Genomic DNA, 25,125 nt, shown 5'->3' with positions numbered 1-25,125 from the left:
ATAAAGATAGACGGAAGGCATTAAGCGGCAATGATGTGCTGGAAAAAGAAAGAGGTACACTTCCGGTGTACAGTTTCAAAAGTTGGCGGATTGACTAAACAATGTGTCACAGGAAGTTTCCTTAAATAAAAGAGGAAACCTTAATCGGAAAATATTAAGCGCTGTGATGAATGTTGTGATAGAAATCGCATGAGAGACTATATCGAATTGCTAACACAATAAACAGGGATTCGGTTTTAACAGTTCACTCATACGTTAATCTCTCGTAATGAGAGGGGCTTTCAAGGAGCACTTGGAAGCCCCTTTTTGATATTGTGCCATGCATATCCATTTGTAAGATACATTTATAACAAGCCTTGCCTGAGAATTGATGAATTTCCATTTTCAAGTGCGTTCAATAGAGAAGCCCCCCGGTTTTACCGGGGGGCTTCTCTATACATCAAGAAACTTGCAGACAGTTTCTGAAAGGCTGTTTTCCCAAAGAACTAAGATAGAGGCTTATCCTTACGCCAGGAAATTCATAAGCATCTGGGCCACTTCGGCCCGGGTAGCAGTTCCAGTAGGATCCAGGCGGTTGTTCCCTTTGCCTCGAACAATCCCGTTCTGCACAGCCCAGCGCAGGGCAGGCAGGGCATATTCGCTGGCCTTGCCTGCGTCAGTGAAAGAGGAGAGAGCGCTTTTCTTGGCCTTTGGTTCCCCGGCATACCGCCAGAGAATAGTGGCAAGCTGCTCCCTGGTAACAGAATCGTTAGGGCCAAAGTGGGTTCCGTCATATCCCATTACATAGCCCTTCTGGGCCGCCCAGTTGACAGCGTTTGCATACCATTCCTTGGCAGGTACGTCAGTGAAAGAGCTGCCGCCGCTCACCCAAGGCCTGCCCTCCTTGTTGTAGAGGATTTGCGCCAACTGCGCCCGGGAAAGCTTCTGGTTGGGGGAAAAGACAGTTTTGCTGTCTCCCTGCATCAGGCCGTTCAGTTCTGCAAATTCCACAGCCCCATAGAACCAGTCGCCTTTACGCACGTCGTTAAAGGGATTTTTCCATTGGATAGCGGAGTCAAAGCCCACAAAATAGAGGGAGAAATGGCTTGTGGTATAAGTGGCGGCTTTTTCCACCTGGCTGTACCGGGTCGGGCAGGCCGAGGCTTTCCCTTTCTCGTCCAGATAGTATACAGTGATGCCCGCAGCCGACTGCCCCGGCTTTAAGGTGTAGGGCAGGGAAACCGTGGCTTTGCCTTTGCCGAAATCGGTAATGGCGGCATTGCCCTGAAGGCTTAAATCAAAAGCAGGAGCTGTGCCGATGGACTCCAGTTGCCCAGGCGTTAAATCATGCCGATCTTTTGCAAGAATTTTCAGCGTCACCTTGCTGCCTGCCTGCTTCTGAATGGAAGCCAGCGCGGCGGCATCAAAGGAGACGGAGCCTGTGGAGAGCTTCAAAGACAGCCCCTCCACATCGTTGCCCTGGGCCTGGGCCGCGGCGGCAATTTCCCCAATAGCAGCGCCGGGCAGCTCTACTGTGTCAATCTCCTGCTCCAGGCCGGAGAAATCAATCAGCACCATGCCGGTGTCCACCTTTTCCCCAATCACGCTGCCAAGCTGGGTGGTATCAATGGTGCTCACCACAGCGGTGGAATCTTTTATGCTGGCCACAACCTCCACCGTTTTTTCCTCGCCGGAAACCGGGATTTTCACCTCCACAGGCGGAACAGGCACCTCTTCCACCTCGCCGAAGGCCAGCACCTTCACAACGGCATAGCTCCCAGCCTCAAACTTATCAGTTTCCTTCACACGCACGTAATAGGTTCCGGCGGGAAGCCCGGTAATGGTGTTGCCGGTGCAGTCCTTAGCGTTTGTAAAACCACTGTTTGTAGCGTATTCCATTTTATCCGTAGTGCCGCTGATTTGCCCGTCCCTGCCGTCCTTCTTGGTGGGGGAAGTAGCTTTCAGCCCGGTGGGCGCCGCAGGGGCCGCGCCCTTGCCAATGCTCCATTTTATTTCTTTTGCATCGGTGGCGCCGTCTGCCCACTGGTATTTTGTAGTATTCTGTAGGGCTGCAGTCGCGGTATACTCGCCTATCTCTGTAGCTGTGTTGCCGACCAGGGTATACCCCGTTCCTGCTTCCACGCCTGTCAGTTCTTCCCCCGTATATTTCAGCCCGGTTTTGGCAACAGGGATAGCGATGGAGGTAGGCTTACCCGGTTCTGGAGACGGAGAGGGGGACGGCGTTGGTGTGGGTGTTGGCGTTGGGGTCGGCGTTGGGGTTTCGCCGTCCGTTGGGATAGTAACAGTAAACTGCGCTTTTGGCTTTACCCCAGCCGCACAGTTAGCTGTGGGAACAGAGATAGTAAAATTATAGGTGCCAGCCGGGATAGGTGTAACACTATTCTCCATTCTGAAAATGAAACTATCATCATAAACTTCAAAGATAAATTTGCTACCTGAATCATTCCAAGTGTAGTAATCGTTTTCGTCAGGTTCGTTATTCTGCACACATTGAGCATCTTTACTATTTATCAGCACAGTTAGACGGATAAACGAAAGAGAGGAAATGGACGCTGAATCCTCCCCAAATTCTACATCATAAGGAATTTCAACCTCTGTTTTATTATCATTTACTTTCGGCGTGTTAGCCGCCAGGCTTTTCACTAATATCTTCTGCTCGGCCCCGGCACTGGGATCTACGACTTTCCAGTTTCCGCTTCCATCATTTTGGATAGTTAGTTTTAACTGATCTGCGGTGCTTTTCGGAAGAAAGGAAAAGGAGGTGGAAGTGGACTTAGGAGCTGAGATGAGAAGCTGATTGACCGAGACACTCCCGGACGAAGCATTATTAAACACACTCCCAATACCAACCTTTGTTTTTCCGCTCACCGTACCGTTAATGGTAAGCTGCTGTTTTTCTCCCAGCACCAGCGTGCCGCCGCCAGCAAAATTACCGACTGGGGTAGTACAACCTGTGATGTTCAGTTCGGCTCCAGAACGGACGGAGAGTTCTTGTTCATCCCGGAAGCTGCTGTTTGCGCCCATAATCAGCTTGCCCGCCTCAACTGTCAAGCTGGAAATATCCTTAAAAACGCATGTTGGCGTGGAGTTTGGGCTTGCACTGTACACCACTTTCGTCTTTGTAGCGCCAGCGCCGTCCACGTCGGGAAGTGCATTTGTCCCCTTAATAGTAACAGTGCCATTAACCTTGTATTTATCCGGATTTGCAGTTATTTCTTTCCCGGCAGTTGCTCCCTGGGGTGTCCGATTCTGTCCGCCTCCAGCATAAATGTTTCCTAAAGAGTCCTTGTCAGAACGATCCTCAATGTTAATGGTAACATTGCCGTTGAATGTACTGGACTTACCATCGCCTTCTTCTCCAACATTTACGCCAAATTTTCCTATTGACAGATTACCCGCAAAAATATTGGCAGGCCCCAAAGGATCAGGATGGTCGCCCTGAAGCTTTGTTTTTCCTTTGATATTGATAATTCCTGCTGTACCAGGGGAGGGAACAGTATATTTATCCTGGTCTGCTTTTTCCAGCGTACCGCCAAAGAGATTGATAGAAAAATTACCCGCGGTTACGGTGTCTAGCGTTAGGCTGTGCCCGTTAGCAATAATCGCATTGCGTCCATCCGCACTTGTAAGGTTCAATTTCATATTTTTGAACGTCACATCTGCATTTAACAGAATACCAGGTGCCCGGATTATAACAGTATGGCCTTGCCCGTCAATAGTTATATTCTTTCCGATAGTCCACGGGGAAGCTACTGTATCAGCGTTGACTTCAGCATCGCCATCTAAAGTAATCGTGCCTCCAGTAGTAGCGCTGTCGACTAAGTTTTTTAAGTCAATGAAGCCAGCTTGTTCATCGCTTCCCGCCGCTCCCGCTGCCAAGGGCAGGGCGTATAGGGGGATTGCCAGGGCCAGTAAAAGGCTGATAATTTTTTTCATATATACTCCTCCTGATCTATGATATGCCTGCACGTGAAACCGCGAGCCGAGGGGAAGCTTCCCCTGCCCAGAAAAGCGGGAATTCCCGCTTTTCTAATAGTGTATCATACTCCCTGTATAAAAGTCTACATAAAACTTTTCAAAATAAAAAAATTTTATGCCCTGCCCAAACAAAAATAAGAATGATTTTCATCTGGACATAAACGGCGCTCCGTGGTACAATAATTTCAGTGGGCTGGCAGGCTTTGGCAGCACGCGCCGGCCCTGGAATTTTTAGAAAGGATATTGTACGCAAAGAGGAGGAAGCTCATCATGGAAAATCAACTGAAATGGCTGGACGAGTATAACATTGGCGTTGAGGTGATTGACAAAGAGCACCAGCGGCTCTTTTAAAATTATCAAAAAACTTATGGCTTTCAGTGAGGAAGAAAAGAAAAACCAGCGGGCCTGCCAGGAGGGCGTCAAATACTTTAAAGGCCATACCGTGAAGCATTTTGCCGAGGAGGAGGCTTATATGGCCTCTGTGGGCTATGAAGGACTGGAAAGGCACAGGAAAATACATACAGGCTTCCGGGTGAACACCCTGCCCGCCCTGGAGCAGGAGCTGGAAGCGGCGGAGTATGCCCCGGACGCAGTGGATCACTTCCTGGGCGTGTGCGCCGGATGGCTTATCGGCCACACCCTCACAGAGGATCAGGCCATTGTTGGCGGGGCTGTCAGCAAGTGGGAGGGCCTTCTGCCGGAAGAAGAGCTGGCGGCCATGAAAAAGCTGATTGTCCAGTTGGTGTTCGATATGTTCCATCTGGAGTCCCAGGTGATCAGCGACACCTACGGCGGGGAAAAGTTTGGCCGGGGCGTATATTACAGGCTGACCTACGGCGCGCCCAAAGAGGAAAAAAAGCAGGAAGTCCTGTTGATTTTTGAGGAAAAGCTGCTTATCAATACAGTGGGAAAGGCCATGGGCCTTAAAACCAATAAGCTGGACACTAGGCTGGTTCACGCCGCCCGGTATACAGCCCGGCAGTTTGTGGGCCGGGTGCTGGAGAACTTCCCGGAGGCCTCCCGTTACGAGCTGAAGGATGAAAACCTGCTGACGTATGAACAGTTCCAGCAGGTGTTCGACCGGGAAAAGCCCCAGGTAAGCCTGCTGTTCAATACAGGCGGGGCAGGGTATTTTGCCTATTGCATGATTGCCCCCCGCCTGCTGGAAAAGGGCGTGGGCACCTCCCTGGAGGCAGATAACGCCTTGGAAGAGGTGGAGAAGTTTCTGTCCAGGCGGGAAGAAGCGGTTGCGGAGGAGGAAAGCAACCCCAAGCCTAAAGTGCTGGTGGTGGACGATTCCGCAACCATCCGCACCGGCATGAAAACCCTGCTGGGGGAGGACTATGATGTGCTGGTGGCAGAGTCCGGGATATCCGCCATCCGGGCCATCACCCTGGATAAGCCGGATCTGGTTCTGCTGGACTATGAAATGCCGGTTTGCGACGGCAGGCAGACCCTGGAAATGCTGCGTTCCGTAAAGGAATTTGCCAGCCTCCCGGTAGTTTTCCTCACAGGCAGGAGCGATCCGGAAAGCGTGCGCAAGGTCATGGCGCTGAATCCAACCGGCTATCTGCTGAAATATTTAAAGCCTGCGGAGCTGAAGCAGAAAATTGACGCCTTCGTTGCCGCCGCAAAGAAATAAGCTTTTTGCATATGTTTTTCTGCACATATTTCCAGGCGCCTGTTTATGTGCAGACAGCTTTTAAAACAGCCGGAACGCCTGCTGCCTTAGCAGAAAAATCTTGACAAAACAGGCGGGGTGGGCTATAATCTTAGAAAAAATAGAGAGAATGACAGTGACGGGAAGAAGACGCTGCAAGCGGCGTTTCAGAGAGCCTGCGGGTGGTGAAAGCAGGTGCGCGGCCCAGTGTGTATGCTGATCCCCGAGTCGCCCCCCTGAAAGCCTGTGCCGTAGGGAGGGTCGTGCGGCGGCGTTATCCGCCAAGCCTTGTCAGAGGCCTGAAGGGCGCGTCCCGCGCCGAAACCGGGTGGTACCGCGTAAATACCCTTGAGATTTTCGCCCCGGATACAGAAGCAGTTCTGTATCCGGGGCTTTTTCTGCCTCTGGGCAAACCCTATGGAAAGGACGGATTCCTCATGAAGCAAAGCTATAAAAAATACAAGCCCTTCACCCCCCAGCCCCTGCCTGACCGTACCTGGCCCGACAAAGCCCTTACAAAGGCCCCAATCTGGTGCAGCGTAGATCTCCGGGACGGCAACCAGGCCCTTGTAAACCCCATGAACCTGGAGCAGAAGCTGGAGTTTTTCCAGATGCTGTGCAAAATCGGCTTTAAGGAGATTGAGGTGGGCTTCCCGGCAGCATCGGAGACGGAATATGAAATCCTCCGGGCGCTGATAGACCAGGGGCTTATCCCTGACGATGTATCGGTGCAGGTGCTGGTGCAGGCCCGGGAGCACCTCATCCGCAAAACTTTCGAGGCCATCCGGGGCGCAAAAAACGTCATTATCCATTTCTATAATTCCACCTCGGAATTACAGCGCCGGGTGGTATTCGATACGGACATGGCCGGAGTGACGGAAATTGCTGTGGAAGGGGCAAGGCTTATCCGCCGCCTGACCCAGGAGCTTATGGCAAAGGAGCCTGTAAACGTCCGCTATGAATATTCCCCGGAAAGCTTTTCCGGTACAGAGATGGACAACGCTGCCATGATTTGCGACCGGGTGCTGGAAGAACTGGGGGCCACGCCGGAAAACCCGGCTATTATCAACCTGCCCAATACAGTGGAGTTGTGTACCCCCAACACCTATGCCGACCAGGTGGAATACTGCTGCCGGAAAATGAAGCGCCGGGACTGCGCCATTATCAGCCTCCACGCCCACAACGACCGGGGCACAGGTACAGCCGCCACAGAGTTGGGCCTGATGGCAGGGGCGCAGCGGGTGGAGGGCACACTGTTCGGCAATGGGGAGCGCACAGGCAACGCGGACATTATGAATGTGGCCATGAACCTGTATGCCCAAGGGGTGGATCCGGCCCTGGACTTTTCCAACATGAAGCATATCCGCAAGGTATACGAGGAGTGTACCCAGATGCAGGTACACCCCCGCCATCCCTATGCCGGGGAACTGGTGTTCACAGCCTTTTCCGGCTCCCACCAGGACGCTATCAGCAAAGGGGTAAACTACATGGCAAAGCACAGCTCCCCCTATTGGGAGGTGCCTTACCTCGCCATTGACCCGGCAGATTTAGGCCGGCAGTACGAGCCGATTATCCGCATTAACAGCCAGTCCGGCAAGGGGGGCGCCGCCTTTGTCATGCGGCAGAACTTTGGCTATGTACTGCCCAAGGCCATGCACCCGGAGTTTGGGGCCAAGGTTAAGGAAGAATGCGACCGCCTGGGTCGGGAGATAAGCGCCGGGGAAGTGTTCGCCATTTTCCGGCGGGAATATTTGGACGTGAAAGAGCCATACCACCTGATGGCCTACAAAATCTTTGAAGAGGACGGGGGCCAGGGCCAAGTGGTGGTGGATTTTGAAGGCACCTTGCGTTTTGACAACCACGCCCAGTTTATCTCCGGCAAGGGCAATGGCCCTCTGGACGCGTTCTTCAACGCTTTGCGCACAGTGGGGCTTACAGAATATGAATTTATCTCCTACAGCGAACACGCTGTTTCCGGCGGCGCAGACTCCAAGGCTGTGTCTTACATTCAGCTCCGCCATGGGGGAGAGATTATTTTCGGCGTGGGCATGGACAATAACATCAGCGTTGCCTCCATCAAGGGCATCCTCTGCGCCATCAACAGGCAGCGTGCCGCTGCACCTCCTCGTGAAAAAACTGGTATATGACGGTGAGGCTTCCGGCCCGGAAGGAACTGGGAGAAGCGTTCAAAGGTTCCAATCTTGCGTACTGCTCTGCCCGTCGCATTCCCGGTGTGGGAAGGAACTATCTGGTTGGTTCCGAAAGAGGTGGAGAATCCTATAGACAGTTGCAGAAAAAGCAGCAAGGCGCAGAAGGTGCCCAAAAGACGGGAATATATAACTCTCTAAGCTACAACTAAACTATTGTAGTTATAATGGATAGATAGGAGTGATGTATCATGAAACTTCTATATGCAGAAGATGAGAAAAGTATGTCGGAAGCCGTAGTGGATATTCTTATGTAAGACACTCAACAATCACAAGCGTTCTCTGAAAGCTGCCTTTTACACAGCCATACAGCCAAAGCTGCTGATCTTCCTTTCTTTCCTCAACCAGCGGGCCGATATGGAGGAGTACCAGAAGTCCATCCATATCCCAGAGCAGGTGGACGCATTTAACGGCATCCGGCGGGAGTATTCGGGGATGCTCAAAGGCCAGCTTGCCAGGGGGAACAACGGCCTGACAAAGACCAAGTACATCACCTTTGGCATTGAAGCGGACAGCCTGAAAGAAGCAAAGCCCCGCCTGGAACGCATCGAAGCCGATGTGCTGGCGAATTTCAAGGTGTTGGGAACCCGCGTCCACTCGTTAGACAGCTATAGTTGATTGCTACTTTCGGTAGCCCGTTCCGATTGAGGAATAAGAAATTGCTGTAACCGCCGACAATCAATTTGTCTGCCCGTCCTCTGCCATTCAGCACACGCTTGAACGCTTCATAGACTTTGGTACTCATTGGGATTTGTCTGATACCGCTTTTTGTCTTTGGCGTTTCAACATGATAACCAATACCCGATACTTTCAAAAGCTGGTAGTCTATGTTGATTAGCTTATGCTCAAAGTCAATGTCGCTTTCAGTCAATCCGCAGAGTTCAGAAATGCGTAGCCCTGTTCCTAACAGTATGATAATCTCGTCGTAATACTTCTGATAGGTTTTATCATTCTGCACAAAGGACAGGAAAGACGCTTCCTGTGTTGGGGATAAAGGTACCTTTGGTTCGGTGTTATCTTCTAAAACGGTGTTCAACTGGAAGTCAAAGGGATTTTTCCTAATGCAATCGTCCTGCCCGGTCATACTCACCACGCGGCGGACATTCTTTTACGGCATCCTTTTCATGGTTCCGGCACTATTCCTTTTCGATTTTGAAGTCGGGCTGGAACGGTTTGGGGTATGACGTATTTACTCAATATCCTGTATCTTGGGCTGGGGGCATCCGCACTCTGCTTTGTCACATGGAACCTTGCGGTAAAGGTGCTTGGCGCAGTCAAGACCAGCGTCTATATTTACATGGTTCCCGTCATAACGGTGGTGACTTCCGTGCTACTGAAGGAGCCGGTGACATGGGTTTCCGTTATGGGGACGGTTTTGGCGGTTGCAGGGCTTTTTCTTTCTGAATATAACGGGAAGGGGAGTGGGAACAGTGAATGAGCCTGCGATAAGGACAGAGGAGCAGATCATCAGCCTGTTCCCCGACAGGGAAACTTTAATCTGCCGGGGATGGGTGCTGAAAAGAATGGAAATCCCGATTTTCATATAAGCGGTTTTGCAACGGGGGAAGGACTGCTTGCGGCAGGAACCGGTTTTGACATTATCTTCCTTGACATACAGATGGATGGCATGGGCGGTAAAGAAGCAGAAGGAGACCGCCAATTCCTTAGAACTGGTGGTGCATAACAAAAAGCGTTACCAGCTCACCCACCTTCTGGAGAAGGGCCATGCCAAGCGTGGCGGCGGTAGGGTGCGGGCATTCCCCCATATCGCCCCTGCGGAACAGGCGAGCATCCGGGAACTGGAGGAAGGCATCAAAAGCAGGCAAGAAACCTGCAAGCGGCAAAAAAGGAACTGAAAAAAGAAAAGTCTGACTTAAAGGCCACCCTGCGCTTGACCCCGGATGCGAAACTGAGCAGCCGGGACAAACGGCGGCTTTCGGCATCAGTCAGCAAGGCAAAACGGGACGGTAGGCTCCCCAAGACCGCCCAGCAGACCATCCCCTACCAGGAAATGTGCCGGACGGTATCTGCATCATTGGCGACCGGTATTTCACCAAGCAAATCCAGTTTTACGATGTGAACTACCAGCTTTTGCCCAGAACGAGGACAAGAACCTGATTTTTGAGAACTACTGCGATTTCCTCAACTATTTTGACAGCTCCATCAAAGTCCAGCTTGAAAATCGGTACAGCCCGATTTTCAAGTTGAGCGGCTGAGCCGGTGGTTCTTCGAGCTAAAGCGACAAACAGAAGCGGCGTACCCACCTGGGTGCGCCGCTCTTTTTACTATATGCAGAAAACCATGCTTTGCAAGGCCTCCACGCCATAGGCCCCCACATTGTAGACGTTAATCAGGATAATCACCAGCATCAGGGCCAGCAGCAGCTTTTCCACGGCTTTGTTGTCCATCCTTTTGGCAAGCTCTGCCCCCAGCAGCGCGCCGCCCACGCCGCCCAGGGCCATCAGCACCAGTTGGGGCCAGGAAAACCCCGGCACATTTCCCTGGGCAAGGGCGCTGAGCAGGCTGGCAATTTGAGAGAGCATGATGATGAAGATAGAATTTTTAGCGGCTTCCTTTGCTTCCATGGAGAAGCAGAAAAACAGCAGGGCCATGTTCAGCGGCCCGCCCCCAATGCCCAGAAAGGCAGACACCACCCCCAGCATTCCGCCGGCAAACAGGCACGCTCCTGTGCCTTTCAGATGATAGGAAGGGAGCTTGTCCTTTTTCAGGGTGTAGAAAAACACCAGTACCGTGGTTATCAGCAGCACCAGGGACTGCACCGTGCCCAGAATGGCTTCGTTGGAACGGGCTTTCACCAGCTCGAACAGCCACTTGCCCAGCAGCCCTCCTGCCGCCGCGCCCACCGCCAGAGGGGCTGTGGTGGCAATGCGCAGCTTCACCCCGTTTCCCCGGCTGCGCAGCAGGGAAGCTACAGACATGCACAGCACCGTGCAGCCTGACAGAAAGCTGATGGTGGAAACGGGCAGGATGTGCAAAGCGTCCAGCACAGGCTTGATGATAACCCCGCCGCCGTAACCGGCTACTGCCCCCACGCAGGAGGCCAGCAGGCACACGGCAAACATGATGAAGGCTGTCACAGCAGTCCGCCCCCTCTCTGGGATGCTCCCAGCACCCGGGCTATTTCCCGCAGGCGGGGCAGGGCATAGGCAAAAAACGCCTTATAGGCAGGGCAGAAATAGTTTTCCTGCGTCCCGCCCCCTTGGAGCGGCTCCCTGTCCCGGCGGCACCCGCCCCGGCAGAGGAAGAAATAGGGGCAGTCCCGGCAGGCGTCTGCCAGGCTTTTGGAGGAGGAGATAAACGCCAGGGCCTTTTCCTTTTGGGAGAGGGCAGGGAAACCATCCTCCTGCACAGTACCCAGCTTCCACTGATCCAGGCAGTAAAAATCGCAGGGGTATACAGAGCCGTCCGCCTCCACCACGTGCTGCACCGTACACTGGCCTGAAAGGCCGCAGCTTTCCGGAGGGCGGCCCAGCAGCATCCCCACAAGGTTTTCAAAATACCGGATGTAGATAAAGTTCCCGGCTGTCACATCCCTGTACCAGAGATCGAAAAGGGTTTTCAGGAATTTCCCATACTGGGCCGGGGTGAGGGAATAAAGGGATGCGCCCCGGGGAGCCCCCAGGGGATCCAGGCAGGGGATGTACTGCTGGTACAGCAGGCCGCTGCGGCGGAAAAAATTGTAGATTTTCGTGATGGAGTGGGCTGTTTTCCCTGTCACCACTGTGAGGATGTTAAAGTCTGCCTGGTGGGCTGTGAGGATTTGGGCAGCCCGCAGCACCCGGCTGTAGGTGCCCTTCCCTTCTGGATCCAGGCGGTTTTCATCGTGTATGTCCTTGGTGCCGTCTAAGGAAAGGCCCACAAGGAAATGGTTGTCGTGGAAAAACCGCGCCCAGCTTTCATCTATGAGCAGGCCGTTTGTCTGGATGGCGTTTGCCACCTGGGCGCCATGGATATTATATTTTTTTTGCAGGGCCACAGCTTTTTGAAAGAATTCCAGGCCCCGCAGGGTAGGCTCGCCTCCCTGGAAGCCGAAGGAGCAGTTCTGGGTGGCATAGGAAAGGGCCTTCTGGATGAGGGCTTCCAGGGTTTCCTCGGACATAAGCCCGTAGGAATAGGTGCCGCGGTTCTGCTGCTCGTCGGCATAGAAGCAGTACCGGCACCGGACGTTGCAGCCGCCGGAGGCGGGCTTTATCAGCAGGCTGAGGGATGGCATGGCATAACATTCCTTTCTGGGTTCTTATAGTTCTTCCTGCTCCGGCAGGGCAGGATATTCCGGGGGCGCGGCAGGGATGCGGATGTCCACCTGGGTGCCGTTGGGGTTGCTGAACAGGCTGATGCCATAGCTTTCCCCATATACCAGCTTAATGCGGCGGTTGATGTTATAAAGCCCCAGGCCAAAGGGAGAGGCCTCCTGAATGGACTCGGAAAAGCTGCGGCCCAGGTTTTCCTGGATTTTCTGCAGCTTCTCCCGGGGAATCCCCGCGCCATTGTCGATGATGTTGAACACCAGTTCCCCATCCTCCCTGCGCCCGTAAATGCGGATGGCAGGCCGCTTGTCTGTGCCGTTGTAGGCGTGGAGCATGGCGTTTTCCACAGTGGGCTGGATGATCATTTTCAGGATGCGGCAGTCTAAAAGCGGTTCCTCAATGTTCAGCTCATAGTCCAGCTTCCCGTCATACCGGATTTTATAAATGGACAAATATTGGCAGATAATGCCCACCTCCTCGGCGCAGTCCACAAAGGTGCCGGGGTGGATGGAATATTTAAACACATCGGACATGGCCAGGGCAATCTCCTGGATATCCCGGGTGCGGCCCATGGCGGCAAGGCCGCAGATGCACTGGAGGGTGTTGTAGAGGAAATGGGGATTCACCTGGCTTTGCAGGGCGTAAAGCTCCGCCTCCTTGGTGCGCAGCTCCGTTTCATACAGGGTGTTCTGGGTCAAGAGGATCTGCCGGGTGGCGCACTTGATTTTGTCAATCATCCGGTTGATATCCACAATGATAGCGTCAATTTCCCCCACGCCGGAATAGGCGATATGCTCGGAAAGGTTTTCCCCCTGGTATCCTGCAAGCTGGGAAATGGTGCCGGAAATGGGGCGCAGGATATAGCGCCTGGTGAACTGAACGAGGAGGATGAGAAACAGGGTGACTGCCAAAAAGCAGCAGCCTCCAAACAGCAGCATCAGGCCGGAGCCGCCCTGAACCTGCCCCAGGGTGGCGGCCCCCCGGAGGGTCAGCCCGCCCCGGGCTAGGGGGATTTCCTGGATGAGGGTGTTTGGCCCAGGCTCCGGCGGGACGGGGGAGCTGCTGAAAACGCAGTCATCCCCCTGGTACAGGGCGAAATATTCATAAGAAAGGGCGGTGTCTGTCATCAGCAGCCGGGAAATCCTGCTTTTGTTGCACAGCAGCAGGCCTGTGGCTACCTTCTGGGAGTCGCTGGGCCAGGAATTCAGGTTTAAGATAGGCACGCTGTATACAAAGTACACATTGCTCCACTGGCTTTCCGGCGGGAAGAAATGGAAGCTGCGCTCCAGGGCATAAGGGTCGTGCAGCTCCTCCTGGGAAGTGATCTCCGAGATGATATTGTAGTCCACCCCGGAAAAATAGCTTTTCCCCAGGCCGTTGATGTCCACAATCATCACGTCTGCAATGGAGGTTTCAATGCTGCACAGCAGGGACATGAGCTGGTGGGAGTTTGCCACAGCGCTGCCCACTTCCGTCGGATCTTCCCCGGAGTAGACATTGATAACCGACCAGTTGGAGGAAACGCCGAAGCCCAGCTTTTCCAGGGACATAAAGTATTCGTCAATATTTTCCCCCATAATGGTCAGGGTTGCGCCCAGATGCTCCTCCAGGGCCTTGCGCTGTGAGGAGGCAAACCACCAGCAGGCCGCCGCCAGCAGGCATAAAAACAGCAGGCAGGCCGTTAAAAACAGGTGCAGAAGGCTTTTCTGGATGCTTCTGCAGCCGGGCGCGTCAGGAGCCGGGCTTTTCCCAGCGGGAGGCCGCCAGCTTCCTGTAGACCCCGGGAGACATGTTTTCCGCTTTTTTAAAAACCTTGCTGAAATAAAACTCATCTTTAAAGCCTACCTTTTCCGCTATTTCCAACTGCTTGAGGTTTGTATGGGACAGGTAGAACTTGGCCTTTTCCAGGCGGGCGCTTGTGAGGTATTGGGAAAAGGTTACGTCCAGGTGCTTTTTAAACAGGGCGCAGATGTACGTCCTGTTTAGAAAAAAGGTATCACTAATGGATTGCAAAGTCAAGTGCTGGTGGAGGTTCGCGTCGATATAGGCAAGGATTTCCTCGAAGCGCCCGGCAGGCAGCGTCTCGCCGGGGGACAGGTTGTGCTCCTCGTCCAGGGTGGCCTTGATGGAGGAAAACAGGGTGGTAATTTCCCCGGGATGGATGGGCTTCAAATAATAGTCCACCACGTCCAGGCGCAGGGCGGCCTTGGCATAGTCGAAATTCCGGTGGGCGGAGAGGATGACAAAGCGGCTGGTGCAGCCGTCAAACTGGGCCTTGCGGATAAGCTCCAGGCCGTCCAGCACAGGCATGGAGATGTCGGTAATCACCACGTCGGGGGGATCGGCGCAGATGGCCCGCAGGGCTTCCATCGGGTTTGTGTACAGCCTGTCTATATAGAACCCCAGTTCCTTCCAGTCAATGCTTTCCTTTAAAACGGCGGCGCTCCATGGCTCGTCGTCAATCAATACAATGCGGTACAAAGTCTCACCCCCATAAGTATTTTGAGCAGGCAGTTGGTCTATAACCACTCCAATCATAGCAAAAACATATAAAAAGTCAAGTCAAAGCAAAGGGTGTTTTGGTGAATATATGAATAAATTGCAAACGAACCTGAATATTTTACATGTTTTCATACCCTCTTACCAACTATAATAAAATCACGGCGCAAGGCCGAAGCCCTCAAACCGGGCGGAGCTGAAAAAAGCTTTTCCGTGTTTTCCCCGCCGGCAGGCGGGGAAAACACACGGGAAGCGGCTTTCGGGATGTACGTCCGCTCCCAAACCGGGCGGGGCCTTGGGACACGAACATAACTTTTAGGAGGCATGAACATGAAGAAAAGAAAGCTGAGCGCCCTGCTGGCGCTGGTGCTGGCGCTCCTGCTGGCGCTGTCCGGCTGCTCCGGCGGCACAGGCGGCTCCTCGTCCGCATCGTCCAAGGCAGACGCACCGGAAAGCTCCAAAGCGGAAGCCCCCGTAAGTTCCAAAGCGGAAGAGCCTGCTTCTTCCGCGGAAGAAAGCGAACCGGAAGCCCAGGGCACTGCCACGGGCGGCACCCTGCGCATGGGCGCTTACGTGCTGGACACCCAGATGTCCAACAAAAGCCCCTTTGCCACCTCCGGCACCTTTACGGACATGCTGGACATCCTTTACGAGCCGCTGTTCACCTTTAACGAGAAGAAGGGCGAGCTGGAGCCGGCCCTTGCCACGGAATACAGTTGGAACGACGGCTTTACAGAACTGACCTTCACCATAAATCCCGATGTGAAATGGCACGATGGCACCGCCTTCTCCGCGGAGGACGTGGCCTGCACCATGCAGATTCTCAAAGACGTGCCCACCTTCGACCAGTACGCCCTGTGGGACAAGCTGTCCGATGTAAAGGCGGACGGGGACAAGGTTGTGTTCACCTGCAGCCAGCCCTTCACCGCCCTGCCCCGGTATCTCACCAAGGTAAAGATTGTGCCCAAACACATCTGGGAAAACGAGGACGCGGAAAACTTTATTAACGAAACCCCTGTAGGCACCGGGCCTTTTGCCTGGGACAAGTACACAGTGGGCACCTCTGTAGAGCTTACCGCCTTCAAGGATTACTGGAACGGCGCCCCCAAGGTGGACAAAATGCTTATTGTGCTCTACAACACCTCTCCCAACACCACCCTGGGCCTCTTAAACGGGGAAATCGACTGCACCACCGGCACCATCGCCATGTCCAGCATTCCGGAGTTCACCTCCAAGGAATTTGCCCAGATGGATATTTACGCTGGCCTTGGCAACTTCTCCGTGCTGATAAACCATGAAAATGAGCTGCTCTCCGATGTGGCCGTGCGCAAGGCCATGGCCATGGCCATCAACCAGCCGGAGCTTATCTCCCGCGGCGAGTATAACGGCGTGCTGCCCACCAGCATCGGCTGGCTGCCGGATCTCTTTGGCGACTATGTAAGCGAGGAAGCCAAAAACTCCCTGGCCTTTGATCTGGAAGCCGCCCAGAAGGTGCTGGAGGACGCGGGCTACACCAAGGGCGACGACGGCATCTACCAGAAAGACGGCAAGCGCCTGTCCTTTACCTATCACAACGCTTCCGGCGCCCCTGCCCAGCAGATGGAAGCCGGCATGATTCAGCAGTGGCTTTTGAACCTGGGCGTGGAGATTATCCCCAAGCTGGCCACCTGGCCCGAACTGACCTCCCTGGCCCAGACAGGCAAATATGACCTTCTGCAGATGGGCATCAACTTCCCGCCGGATCCTTACGCGGCCCTGAATAGCTGCTTCAACTCCTCCATGACCGCCCCCGCCGGCGAGAGCACCCCCGGCCTGAACTATTTCCGCTACCGCAGCGATGAGATGGACGGCCTTCTGGAGCAGGCTTCCGCCGAGACGGACGAGGAAAAGCTGAAGGATCTCTACTACCAGATGCAGGATCTGCTGGCAAAGGATTACGTGTTCCTGCCCATGTATAACTCCAGCGGACACATCCCCTACTATGACGGCGCCGCCGTTACAGGATGGACGGATTACGAGGCGTCTGTCAAGAGCAACCGCAACCTTATCAACGTGCGGCCCGTAGGCTGATTATAAGGGGTTCGGGCAAGTCTTTTGGGAAAAAATAAATACAGGTAAAAAATAAAGCGGAGGATATTCCTGGTAGCTGGGAGTATCCTCCCTTTTAAAAAGGAGGAGGAAAGCTTGAAAGGCATCACGGTAAAATATGTATGCAAAAGGTTTATAAGCGCTTTGTTCACCCTGTGGGTGGCGCTTACCTTCAACTTCCTGCTGCCCCGCATGATGGGCGGCGACCCGGCGGAATACCTGGCGTCCCAAAGCGCCCTTGGCTCTGCCGAGTATGCCCAGCAGGTGCGGGAGCAGTTCGGCCTGGACAAGAGCATCTTTGAGCAGTATGCGCGCTATCTGGGCGGGCTTTTTCAGGGGGATCTGGGGGTGTCCTACACAAACTTCCCCATCCCTGTCAGCGATATCATCACCCAGGCCATCCCCTGGACCCTGCTGGTGGTCATCATCTCCACCCTGCTGTCCTTTTTGATTGCCTGGATCATCGGCACCCTGGCGGCCCTGAAAAAGGGATCCTGGTTTGACAACCTGGCAGTGGGCACGTCCTTCTACATCCAGTCCATCCCCTATTTCTGGGTGGGCATGCTGCTGGTCATGGGCCTGGGGTATTACCTGGGGTGGTTCCCCATGGGCCACGCCATGACCCCCGGGGCAGAGCTTGGCAATTTCTGGGCCAAGGCGGGGAACATCGCCTACCACGCCTGCCTGCCGGTGCTGTCGCTGGTGATTGTGTCCCTTGCCGGGCGCATGATTATGATGCGCAGCAACATATTGCAGGTGTTCTCTGAGGACTACATTGTGCTGGCCCAGGCAAAGGGGCTGCGGCGCAGCAAAATCCTGACGAAATATGCCCTGCGCAACGCACTGCTCCCTTCCTTCACCGGGCTGATGCTCAGCCTGGGCCAGGCGGTGGGCGGCGCCATCGCCACGGAGATTATCTTCTCCTATCCCGGCATTGGCCTAACCATTATGAACGCCATCCTAAGCCACGATTATCCCCTGGTGCAGGGCTGCTTTGCCATCATTGCCCTGAGCGTGGTGGCCATCAACTTCCTGGCGGATTTAATTTACCCGCTGATAGACCCCCGGGTATCCCTGGACTGAGAAAGGAGCGCGGGCGTGTGAAAAATATCAAAGAAAGGACGGTACCGGGCACAAAAGGGCATAGCGTTATGGCTTTTTGTGCGGATTCCGTATCGCGTGGCGATTACTTATGAAAAAAGAAAAGGCGGCAAGGCAGAAGTCCGACGGCTACTTGATGCTGGAAAAATACCTTTTGAAAAATACCCGGGCCAAGGTGGGGCTTTTCATCCTCCTGTTCTTCGCCCTGGTGGCAGTGTTTGCCCCCCTGATAGCCCCGTACCAGCCCAAGGATATCAGCTTCATGCCCTGGGAAAAGCCTTCCCTGGCCCACCCCCTGGGGGTGAACAGCTATGGGCAGGACATCTTCTCCCAGGTGGTGTACGGCACCCAGGTCACCATGTCCGTAGGCGTGCTGGCTGGGCTGCTCACCAGCTTCATCGGCATTTTCGTGGGGCTGCTGGCAGGCTATAAGGGCGGGCGCACAGGAGAAGTGCTGATGCGCATTGTAGACGTGTTCCTGGTGGTGCCCACCCTGGCCTTTATGATTGTGCTGGCGGCGTTTTTGCCCAGCATGGGCATCTGGAACCTGATTATCATTATCGGGGGCCTCAACTGGCTGTGGATGGCCCGCAGCATCCGCTCCCAAACCCTGTCGGAGGCCCGCCGGGAATATGTGGACGCGGCAAAGGTGCAGGGCATGGGCACTTTGGAAATCATGTTCCGGGAAATCCTGCCCAACATTATCCCTGTGGTCACAGCCAACATGGTGATGGTGATAACCTCCGCCATGCTTACGGAAGCCACCCTGAGCTTTTTGGGCCTGGGCGACCCTTCCCTCATAAGCTGGGGCCAGATGCTCTCCGTGTCCTTTGACAACAACGCCATTTTATACAACGCCTGGTGGTGGATGCTGCCCCCCGGCCTATGCATCGCAACCTTAGGCTTCAGCTTTATGCTTATCGGCAACTCGTTCCTGGATATCTACGCAAACGACCGGGGCGGCGCCGTGAAGCTGTGACGGGGAAAGGATGGAAACCATGGAAAACCGGGAAATCGTATTGTCTGTAAAAAATCTCAATGTCCGCTACACAGCGGACAGAGGGGAGGTGCAGGCCGTAACGGACGTAAGCTTTGACATCCATAAGGGCGAGTTCTTCGGCCTTGCCGGGGAGTCCGGCTGCGGGAAATCCACAGTGGCCTTCTCCATCATGCAGCTTTTAAAGGGCGCGGCCCACATATCAGGCGGAACCATTGCGTTCAACGGCAAAAACGTGCTGGCCTTTACCAAGGAGGAGCTGCGCACCTTCCGCTGGGAAAAATCCTCCATGGTGCTGCAAAGCGCCATGAACAACCTGAACCCTGTGGTCACCATTGGCAGCCAGTTGATGGACGCCATCCTGGCCCACGAAAAGCTTCCCCGCAAGGCGGCCCTGGAGCGGGCCGGGGAGCTTTTAAAGCTGGTGAATATCGACCCCGCCCGCATTAAGGCATACCCCCACGAGCTTTCCGGCGGTATGCGCCAGCGGGTGGTTATCGCCATGGCCCTGGCATTGCAGCCGGACCTGGTGATTTTTGACGAGCCTACCACAGCCCTGGACGTGGTGGTGCAGTATAACATCATCCGCAGGATACAGGAGCTGAAGGAAAAGATGGGCTTCTCTGTGCTGTTCATCACCCACGACCTGCCCCTGATGCTGGAAATGTGCGACCGCATTGCCATTATGTATGCCGGGCGCATGGCGGAAATCTCCCCTGTGGGAGAGCTGCTCCAGGGCGGGGCGCACCCCTACACCAGCGGGCTTTTGCAGGCCTTCCCCTCTTTGGTGGGGCCTCGCAAGGAACTGAGCGGCATCCCCGGCAGCGTGCCGGATTTAATCACCCCGCCCCCGGGCTGCCTGTTCTACCAGCGCTGCACCCGCCGCCAGGAGGACTGCCTGTCAGCCCCGCCGGCGCTGGAGGATTTGGGGCGCGGGCATAGCTGCGCCTGCTACCACAGGCTTACAAAGGAGGTAGGGTAAATGGAAAATGTGGCGGTAAAGTTTGACCATGTAAAGAAATATTTCGTCAAGCGCCAGGGCCTTTTCGGCAAGGCCAGCCTGAAGGCTGTGGACGATGTGAGCTTTGAGATACGCAAGGGGGAAATCCTGGCGGTGGTGGGAGAGTCCGGCTGCGGGAAGTCCACCATGGCGAAAATGCTGTGCAAGGTGTATGAGCCTACAGAGGGCAGCATCTCCGTAAACGGCATGGACGTGACCGGCCACACAGGGAAAAAGGATGTGAGCCGCTTCCGCAAGGAGGTGCAGATGATTTTCCAGGATCCCTTCGGCTCTTTAAACCCCGCCCATAAGGCGGGCCGCATTGTGGGCCGGGCGGTGGAGCTGCACTATCCGGAACTGAGCACGGCCCAGGTGCGGGAGAGGGTGGTGGAGCTGTTTGAAACCGTAGGCCTCACCCCTGCCGCTGACTTCATGGAAAAGCACCCCAACCAGCTTTCCGGCGGCCAGCGCCAGCGCATTGTCATTGCCCGCGCCCTGGCGGTGAAGCCCTCCATCCTGGTGGCAGACGAGCCTACCTCCATGCTGGACGTGTCCATTGGCATTGACATTATGAACCTGATGCTGGACTTACAGAAAAAGGAAGGCCTCACCTATCTCTACATCACCCACAACCTGGCCTCTGCCCGGTATATGGCAAACCGCATGGTGGTCATGTATGCCGGCAACTGCGTGGAGCAGGGCGGCACAGACGATATCATCCAAAGCCCCCTGCACCCCTACACCGTCCTGCTGCTTTCCAGCACCCCGGAGCCTTTCCGGGAGGAAAAGCTGGAGATACACGCCAGCGAGGATTTGCCGGACTTGGCAGGGGACATGAAGCAGTGCCCTTTTGCAAGCCGCTGCCCCAGGGCTACGGACCGCTGCCGGAAGGAAAAGCCGGAAAACTATGTGATAGGCGACAGGCAGGTAAAATGTTTTTTGTATGAGCACGCCAAAGAGGGGGACGGCCCCCTGGTGGACGTGTCCATCTACCGCTGAAAGGAGACGGAAGCTTTGGCTAAAAAACCGAATTTTATTGTCATTATGACAGATGATCAGGGATATGGGGATCTGTCCTGTATGGGCAGCAAGGACTTTGTCACCCCTCACATTGACGGGCTGGCAGCCTCCGGCGCGCGGTTTACCGACTGGTATTCCGGCAGCCCTGTGTGCTCCCCTTCCCGGGCCTGCCTGCTCACAGGCCGCTATCCCGGCAATGCCGGGGTGCGGGCCATTCTGGCAGGGCACAGGAAGGCTTCGGGCCTGACCCCCAAGGTGCCCACCATTGCCGCGGCCTTAAAGGGCCAGGGATATAAAACCTCCCTGGTGGGCAAATGGCACCTGGGGCTTAAAGATGAGTGCCGCCCCAACCAGAACGGCTTTGATGATTTTTACGGCTTCATGGCTGGGTGCGTGGATTATTACTCCCACATTTTCTACTGGGGCATGGCAGACGGCCACACCGACCCCACCCACGACCTGTGGGAAAACGAAAAAGAGGTGCGGGAGAACGGCCGCTACATGACAGAGCTTATTACGGAAAAGGCAGTGGAGAGCATCCGGGGCCACGCGGGGAAGCAGGAGCCTTTCTTCCTCTATGTGGGTTATAATGCCCCCCATTACCCCATGCACGCCCCGGAAAAATATATGGCCCGCTTTTCCCACCTGCCCTGGGACAGGCAGGTGATGGCCGCCATGATTGCGGCGGTGGACGACGGCGTGGGGGAGATACTAGACGAACTGAAGCGCTGCGGGGAATATGAAAACACCTGCATTTTCTTCCAAAGCGACAACGGCCCCTCCCGGGAGTCCCGCAACTGGCTGGACGGCACCCCCGACCCCTATTACGGCGGGCAGACCGGCGGCTTTAAAGGCCATAAATACAGCCTCTTTGAGGGGGGTGTCCGGGTGCCGGGCATCTTCTCCTGGCCCGGGGTTATCCCCGCCGGGCAGGTTATCAAAGAGCCTTGCGGCGCTATGGATGTGTTCCCCACCCTGCTGAGCTGGGCCGGGGGCGATCCGGAAGCCTACACCCTGGACGGCGCTTCTCTGCAGGAGGTGCTCACCCAGGGCGCGGAAAGCCCCCACGAAGATATTTTCTGGGAAATGGACGGGCAGACCGCTGTACGCCACGGCAGGTATAAGCTGGTTTTAAACGGCGTGCTGGTGGAAGGGGAGCCTGTGCAGGCCCCTGTGTTCCTGTCCGATTTGGAAGCCGATCCCGGCGAAACCCGCAACCTGGCGGAGGAGCTGCCGGAGCTTACAAAAGAGCTGACGGAAAAGGCCCTCAGGTGGCGGGAAGCCCTGGAGAAGAACTGGGACGAGAACTTTGCCGCCAATTACAGTCTGGCGTAGAAGCTGTTGGAAAGCTGGGCCAACATCCGGCGTTCCCCGTTTCCGGCCAAAAACAACAATATGGTTACAAAGATGACAATCCGTTTACAAAACAGCGGGTTTGCAGCGAACAGTTTTGTAATTTAATTGTTTGTTCACATTTGGGTTGTGAGCATCCATCACCAAAATGCAAGCCCTGCGCAAAAATCCTGCATTTTCCCATCTTCAGGCAAAGCCTAAAGAAAAACCGGAATTAAGACGATAAACACATTAAAGAGAGGAGGAGCTATATGCGCGCAATCATGGTTATGTTCGATTCCCTCAACCGCCACATGCTGGAAGCATACGGCTGCACAGAATCCTTAACCCCCAATTTCCTGCGCTTGCAGCAGCGCTCGGTGCAGTTTGAAAGCTGCTACGCGGGCAGCCTGCCCTGTATGCCTGCCCGCCGGGAGCTGCACACCGGGCGGTACAATTTCCTGCACAGAAGCTGGGGGCCTATAGAGCCTTTTGACGACTCCATGCCCCAGATCTTATGGCAGAACGGCATACATTCCCATCTCATCAGCGACCACGGGCACTACTGGGAGGACGGCGGCGGCACCTACCACACCCGCTATGCCACCTGGGAAAACTTCCGGGGCCAGGAGGGGGATCGCTGGAAGGCGGTGATAGGCGGGGTGGAGGATAAAGATCCCAACCTTATCAGCTTTGACGGCTACCGGGGGATGCTCTACCGGCAGGACGTGGTGAACCGCCGCTTTATGCAGCAGGAGAAAGATCACCCCCAGGTGAAATGCTTTGACGCGGGGATTGCGTTTTTGCGGCAGAACAGGGACGCGGACAAGTGGTTCCTGCAAATTGAGTGCTTTGACCCCCACGAGCCTTTCTTCACCTATGACAAATATAAGGAGCTGTACCCCACAGAGTACGCGGGCAAGCGCTTTGACTGGCCCGACTATGCCATGGTGAAGGAATCCCCGGAGGAGGTGGCAGAGGGCAGGCGCAGCTATAAAGCGCTGCTGTCCATGTGCGATGCCCAGTTAGGCCGGGTGCTAGACGTGATGGACGAGCAGGACATGTGGAAGGACACCATGCTCATTGTCAACACAGACCATGGCTACATGCTGGGAGAGCATGGCTATTGGGCTAAAAATTACATGCCCCTGTACGAGGAAGTGTCCCATATCCCCCTGTTCATCTGGGATCCCCGCTGCGGGATAAAGGGGGAGCGGCGGGAGGCCCTGGTGCAGACCATCGACCTGCCGGTAACCCTCTTACGCTTCTTCCAGATTCCTGTGCCCAAGGACATGCTGGGCACAGACCTGGGCAAGGTTCTCCAGAAGGAACAGCCTGTGCGGGAGGCGGCCCTTTTCGGCATACACGGGGGCATGCTCTGCTGTACAGACGGGCGGTATGTGCTGATGAAGGCCCCGGCCGCCCCGGAAAACCAGCCCCTTTACGAATACACCATGATGCCCACCCATATGGCAAGCTTCTTTAGTGAAGAGTCCCTGCAGTCCATGAAGTGGCACACGCCTTTCTCCTTTACAAAGGGCGCGCCTGTTATGCAGATGGAGCCTGACGGGAATTTTGGCGGCGGGCATGGCTATGGGGATCTGCTCTTCGATTTGCAGGCAGACCCTTCCCAGGAGCACCCCATAGAGGATGAAGCCCAGAAGGCCCGGCTGGAAGGGCTGATGGCAGCGCTGCTGAAGGAAAACGACGCGCCTCCGGAGCAGTTTGAGCGCCTGGGGCTGTAGAACCTGTATCCACAACCTGTAACCACCGTCTAAGCGGCCTTTTTGAAGCCACTCTATGTTAAATTTTCTTGCAAGGCGACAGCCTTGCAAGAAAATTTGCCTTGATTGGCTTCAAAAATTCCCGCTCATCCGGCAATTTCGATTATGAATACAGGTTCTAAAGGGTTTGACATAAGCTTTACGCCTTTTTGGAAATCCCCTGCTTACAGGCGGGGGATTTCCCTTAGCGGGAAAGGCCCCGCTTCTGCCCTGGTTTTCATAAAGTTCACGGGGTGTTTACAAAATCGAAACGGAAATGTCAAGAGTAAATGCGAAAAAATTTGAAATATTTTTTTCAGAGGGCGGCGACGGCTTCACGGAAGAGCATTTCAGACGTTTTCCAACCTAAAATTTTACGTGGATAGTTGGCAATCCAGCTTTCCGCGCGCTTTACTTCTGCGGCGGTCACTTTCCCGAAGTCCGTTCCTTTCGGGAAGTGCCGCCGTATTATTTTGTTTTCGTTTTTGCGTGCGTGTTGATCTTGCTGGAAAAGCTCAATGTTTCGGCGTATTGTTCCAGCTCCGACGCGCCCCGCTCCAAGAGGCACGCCAAATATTCCGCGTCCGTGCGCGTGATCTCCGTTTGCGCGCTGTCCGTGTAAACCTTCGTAATGTCCGTTGCATTCACAAAGATTTCTTCACGGTCAAGGCCGGACGCGCCGCCGCCTACTTCGGCCACAACCCGCGGTTCTACCTCTTCGCCGCCTACATAGGCGGTTGTTTTCAGGTTTTCAACGCTGTTTGTGTATTCCTGCTCTGTGATGTTGTCGAATTCCTGCGAAAAGATACAAGGCGGGTTTTCCGTCTGATCCGCGGTCAGGTTGCGGCCAGCGTAGACGCTGAAATAGTGCTTGCCCGTGCGCACATCAGAACGGGAACGGAAGCCCAGCTTTGCCGCTTTCGCCGCCGTTTCCACGGCCAGAAGCGCATTTATGAAGGCTTCGGACGTGTAGTTGATCCTGCCGCTTCCTGTGTCCACGTCCAGCGGGTCAAGAAGAATATTCGGAATGCGGCGGGCGGCAACCCGCGGGGAAATGATATTTTCACGGACGATCCGGTATAGAATATCCTGCGTCCCGCTCGTTGCCGTGATCTGATCGCGCACAATGCGTTTTCCGATCCATTGCGTGATAAATTTGCCCTGCACTTCGATTTCTTCAAGGCCCTGCGAATTCTTGCTTATGTTCACATA

The 25,125-nt window shown here is 54.8% G+C and carries 16 protein-coding genes and 4 pseudogenes; 13 read left to right on the top strand and 7 right to left on the bottom strand.

Going from position 1 to position 25,125, the window contains the following annotated elements; all coding sequences use genetic code 11:
• Positions 1-504 precede the first annotated feature (504 nt).
• On the bottom strand, positions 505-3,936 hold the full coding sequence (locus D1841_RS08320) for an S-layer homology domain-containing protein (protein ID WP_160642741.1): 3,432 nt from the start codon (positions 3,934-3,936) through the stop codon (positions 505-507).
• Positions 3,937-4,300: 364 nt separating this feature from the next.
• Here D1841_RS08320 and D1841_RS08315 point away from each other — a divergent pair, with 364 nt between their 5' ends.
• From D1841_RS08315 to D1841_RS08305, 3 genes and pseudogenes are all read left to right on the top strand, one after another.
• Positions 4,301-5,620, top strand: a complete 1,320-nt coding sequence (locus tag D1841_RS08315) for a response regulator (RefSeq protein ID WP_371721631.1) — start codon at positions 4,301-4,303, stop codon at positions 5,618-5,620.
• Between the two features lie 455 nt (positions 5,621-6,075).
• Positions 6,076-7,785 carry a 2-isopropylmalate synthase gene (leuA, locus tag D1841_RS08310; RefSeq protein ID WP_160642742.1) on the top strand — a complete coding sequence of 570 codons (1,710 nt, stop codon included), beginning with the start codon at positions 6,076-6,078 and terminating at the stop codon, positions 7,783-7,785.
• A 390-nt stretch (positions 7,786-8,175) separates the two neighbouring features.
• Positions 8,176-8,451, top strand: a pseudogene (locus tag D1841_RS08305) (VirB4-like conjugal transfer ATPase); the annotation flags it as partial.
• Here the strand turns inward: D1841_RS08305 and D1841_RS08300 are convergent.
• Positions 8,438-8,920: pseudogene (locus tag D1841_RS08300) on the bottom strand (site-specific integrase); the annotation flags it as partial. The pseudogenes D1841_RS08305 and D1841_RS08300 sit on opposite strands and share 14 nt — an antisense overlap.
• Before the next feature lie 7 nt (positions 8,921-8,927).
• On the opposite strand from D1841_RS08300, the pseudogene D1841_RS08295 reads away from it, so the two are divergent.
• From D1841_RS08295 to D1841_RS18700, 3 genes and pseudogenes are all read left to right on the top strand, one after another.
• Positions 8,928-9,283, top strand: a pseudogene (locus D1841_RS08295) (EamA family transporter); the annotation flags it as partial.
• Between the two features lie 154 nt (positions 9,284-9,437).
• A complete protein-coding gene (locus D1841_RS08290; RefSeq protein WP_347563968.1) occupies positions 9,438-9,701 on the top strand; it encodes a hypothetical protein in 264 nt (87 codons plus the stop codon).
• Between the two features lie 53 nt (positions 9,702-9,754).
• A pseudogene (locus tag D1841_RS18700) lies at positions 9,755-10,022 on the top strand (VirB4-like conjugal transfer ATPase); the annotation flags it as partial.
• 108 nt (positions 10,023-10,130) lie between these two features.
• Here D1841_RS18700 and D1841_RS08285 read toward each other — a convergent pair.
• From D1841_RS08285 to D1841_RS08270, 4 genes are read right to left on the bottom strand one after another with little or no spacing between them, the layout of a single operon-like run.
• The gene (locus D1841_RS08285; RefSeq protein ID WP_347563969.1) at positions 10,131-10,943 is read right to left on the bottom strand and encodes a sulfite exporter TauE/SafE family protein; all 813 of its coding nucleotides are present in this window, start codon (positions 10,941-10,943) and stop codon (positions 10,131-10,133) included.
• On the bottom strand, positions 10,940-12,079 hold the full coding sequence (locus D1841_RS08280) for an anaerobic sulfatase maturase (protein WP_160642747.1): 1,140 nt from the start codon (positions 12,077-12,079) through the stop codon (positions 10,940-10,942). The genes D1841_RS08285 and D1841_RS08280 overlap by 4 nt, the downstream gene beginning before the upstream one ends.
• 24 nt (positions 12,080-12,103) lie before the next feature.
• The gene (locus D1841_RS08275) at positions 12,104-13,945 is read right to left on the bottom strand and encodes a sensor histidine kinase (protein WP_160642748.1); all 1,842 of its coding nucleotides are present in this window, start codon (positions 13,943-13,945) and stop codon (positions 12,104-12,106) included.
• On the bottom strand, positions 13,845-14,594 hold the full coding sequence (locus D1841_RS08270) for a response regulator (protein WP_160642749.1): 750 nt from the start codon (positions 14,592-14,594) through the stop codon (positions 13,845-13,847). Before D1841_RS08270 ends, D1841_RS08275 begins: the two co-directional genes overlap by 101 nt.
• Positions 14,595-14,942: 348 nt before the next feature.
• Between D1841_RS08270 and D1841_RS08265 the strand changes: the two genes are divergently transcribed.
• The 7 genes from D1841_RS08265 (at position 14,943) to D1841_RS08235 (ending at position 23,895) form a co-directional block, all read left to right on the top strand.
• Positions 14,943-16,682 (top strand): ABC transporter substrate-binding protein, encoded by a 1,740-nt coding sequence (locus D1841_RS08265; RefSeq protein ID WP_160642750.1) that lies wholly within the window; start codon positions 14,943-14,945, stop codon positions 16,680-16,682.
• Positions 16,683-16,796: 114 nt separating this feature from the next.
• Positions 16,797-17,783, top strand: a complete 987-nt coding sequence (locus tag D1841_RS08260) for an ABC transporter permease (RefSeq protein WP_160642751.1) — start codon at positions 16,797-16,799, stop codon at positions 17,781-17,783.
• Positions 17,784-17,892: 109 nt separating this feature from the next.
• Positions 17,893-18,780 carry an ABC transporter permease gene (locus D1841_RS08255; protein ID WP_160642752.1) on the top strand — a complete coding sequence of 296 codons (888 nt, stop codon included), beginning with the start codon at positions 17,893-17,895 and terminating at the stop codon, positions 18,778-18,780.
• Between the two features lie 19 nt (positions 18,781-18,799).
• Positions 18,800-19,780 carry an ABC transporter ATP-binding protein gene (locus tag D1841_RS08250; RefSeq protein ID WP_160642753.1) on the top strand — a complete coding sequence of 327 codons (981 nt, stop codon included), beginning with the start codon at positions 18,800-18,802 and terminating at the stop codon, positions 19,778-19,780.
• Positions 19,781-20,797, top strand: coding sequence for an ABC transporter ATP-binding protein (locus tag D1841_RS08245; protein ID WP_160642754.1), 1,017 nt, complete (start codon positions 19,781-19,783; stop codon positions 20,795-20,797). It begins immediately after the preceding gene.
• Between the two features lie 15 nt (positions 20,798-20,812).
• Entirely contained in the window at positions 20,813-22,153 is a 1,341-nt protein-coding gene (locus tag D1841_RS08240) for a sulfatase (protein ID WP_201751264.1), read from the top strand.
• A gap of 269 nt (positions 22,154-22,422) precedes the next feature.
• Entirely contained in the window at positions 22,423-23,895 is a 1,473-nt protein-coding gene (locus tag D1841_RS08235; protein ID WP_160642755.1) for a sulfatase, read from the top strand.
• Between the two features lie 486 nt (positions 23,896-24,381).
• Here D1841_RS08235 and D1841_RS08230 read toward each other — a convergent pair.
• A partial coding sequence (locus D1841_RS08230) for a siphovirus ReqiPepy6 Gp37-like family protein (RefSeq protein ID WP_202622558.1) occupies positions 24,382-25,125 on the bottom strand: 744 nt, incomplete at its 5' end.

Origin of the sequence: Neglectibacter sp. X4, from assembly GCF_009917365.1 — a bacterium.
Taxonomy (GTDB): domain Bacteria; phylum Bacillota; class Clostridia; order Oscillospirales; family Acutalibacteraceae; genus Acutalibacter.
This window is presented reverse-complemented; position numbering and strand designations above follow the sequence as displayed.

Bases quoted from the DNA above. Each gene is read 5' to 3' on its own strand.
- D1841_RS08320 (WP_160642741.1), bottom strand. From the start codon at position 3,936: ATGAAAAAAATTATCAGCCTTTTACTGGCCCTGGCAATCCCCCTATAC.
- leuA (WP_160642742.1), top strand. From the start codon at position 6,076: ATGAAGCAAAGCTATAAAAAATACAAGCCCTTCACCCCCCAGCCCCTG.
- D1841_RS08280 (WP_160642747.1), bottom strand. From the start codon at position 12,079: ATGCCATCCCTCAGCCTGCTGATAAAGCCCGCCTCCGGCGGCTGCAAC.
- D1841_RS08275 (WP_160642748.1), bottom strand. From the start codon at position 13,945: ATGAGTTTTATTTCAGCAAGGTTTTTAAAAAAGCGGAAAACATGTCTC.
- D1841_RS08265 (WP_160642750.1), top strand. From the start codon at position 14,943: ATGAAGAAAAGAAAGCTGAGCGCCCTGCTGGCGCTGGTGCTGGCGCTC.
- D1841_RS08255 (WP_160642752.1), top strand. From the start codon at position 17,893: ATGAAAAAAGAAAAGGCGGCAAGGCAGAAGTCCGACGGCTACTTGATG.
- D1841_RS08250 (WP_160642753.1), top strand. From the start codon at position 18,800: ATGGAAAACCGGGAAATCGTATTGTCTGTAAAAAATCTCAATGTCCGC.
- D1841_RS08245 (WP_160642754.1), top strand. From the start codon at position 19,781: ATGGAAAATGTGGCGGTAAAGTTTGACCATGTAAAGAAATATTTCGTC.
- D1841_RS08235 (WP_160642755.1), top strand. From the start codon at position 22,423: ATGCGCGCAATCATGGTTATGTTCGATTCCCTCAACCGCCACATGCTG.